General features: G+C 67.6%; 1 protein-coding gene. It reads right to left on the reverse strand.

What is annotated here, in order from left to right:
- The coding region (locus tag AC1DN9_RS30005) for a tripartite tricarboxylate transporter permease (protein WP_478106011.1) at window positions 1-932 on the reverse strand (932 nt) is incomplete at both ends.

Below are 932 nucleotides of genomic sequence, written 5' to 3' on the forward strand. Positions count from 1 at the left end.
ATGTTGTGGATGGTCATCGCGCCCACCATCAGCGCCATCACGGCGTTGGGCGGGATGCCCAGCGTCAGCAGCGGGATGAAGGAGGTCTGCGCGCCGGCGTTGTTGGCCGACTCGGGCGCGGCCACCCCGCGGATGTTGCCCTTGCCGAAAGGCACTTCGCCGGGCTTGCTGCGCATCTTCTTCTCGAGCGCATAGGACGCGAAGGACGCCAGCAGTGCACCACCGCCGGGCAGGATGCCGAGCGCCGAACCCAGGGCCGTGCCGCGCAACACGGCGGGCGTCATGTCCTTGAAGTCCTGCTTGGTGGGCCACAGGCCCTTGACCTCGGAAGTGAACACTTCGCGCTCGTCGTCGGGCTGCGAGAGATTGCCGATGATTTCGCCGTAACCGAACACGCCCATGGCGATCACCACGAAGCCGATGCCGTCGGTCAGTTCCGGGATGTCGAAGCTGAAGCGCGCCACGCCCGAGTTCACGTCAGTGCCGACGATGCCCAGCAACAGGCCCAGCACGATCATCGCGACCGCCTTGAGCAGCGAACCCGAAGCCAGCACCACGGCGCCGATCAGCCCCAGCACCATCAGCGAGAAATACTCGGCGGGGCCGAACTTGAAGGCCAGCTCGGTCAGCGGCGGCGCGAAGGCAGCCAGGATCAGCGTGCCGACGCAACCTGCAAAGAACGAGCCCAGGCCGGCGGCCGCCAATGCGGGGCCCGCGCGGCCCTGTCGCGCCATCTGGTAGCCGTCGATACAGGTCACCACCGAAGATGATTCGCCGGGGAGGTTGACCAGGATCGCGGTGGTGGAGCCGCCGTATTGCGCGCCGTAGTAGATGCCGGCCAGCATGATCAGCGCCGACACGGGCGGCAGCGCGTAGGTGGCGGGCAGCAGCATCGCGATGGTCGCCACCGGGCCGATGCCCGGGAGCACGCC

It is taken from the genome of Variovorax sp. 05L425 (assembly GCF_056397705.1).